This is a genomic window from Halorubrum sp. SP3, assembly GCF_005435195.1.
GTDB classification, from domain to species: domain Archaea; phylum Halobacteriota; class Halobacteria; order Halobacteriales; family Haloferacaceae; genus Halorubrum; species Halorubrum sodomense.
In genome coordinates this window covers 1-272 of the sequence record NZ_SGTU01000618.1, presented here as the reverse complement: position 1 = coordinate 272, position 272 = coordinate 1, and the positions used below count along the sequence as shown (strand labels likewise).

Genomic DNA, 272 nt, shown 5'->3' with positions numbered 1-272 from the left:
GTTATATCCTGATGAGAACTGAGTACAGTTGCCCAGAGTGTGGGAATACAGGTGAGTTCCGGGCACAGAAGGGCCAGGTTTCACTAGAGGCAGTATATCCGGAAATCGGTGTCGAGGTAATGCGGGTTCATGGGGTCGCCCATTGTAGGGGCTGTAAGCTTCAAGTGAATTTGAACCAGTTCAAACCGATCCAGTTGGATGGTTTCGACGAGGCTATGTGGGAAACTCTGTACGAGGAGAAGTACCACGGCCGGGAGGTTGTGGCGAAGCTA

The 272-nt window shown here is 51.8% G+C and carries 1 protein-coding gene; it reads left to right on the top strand.

Annotated features, from left to right (window positions below):
* The coding region (locus EXE42_RS19955) for a hypothetical protein (RefSeq protein WP_206750783.1) at positions 1–272 on the top strand (272 nt) is incomplete at both ends.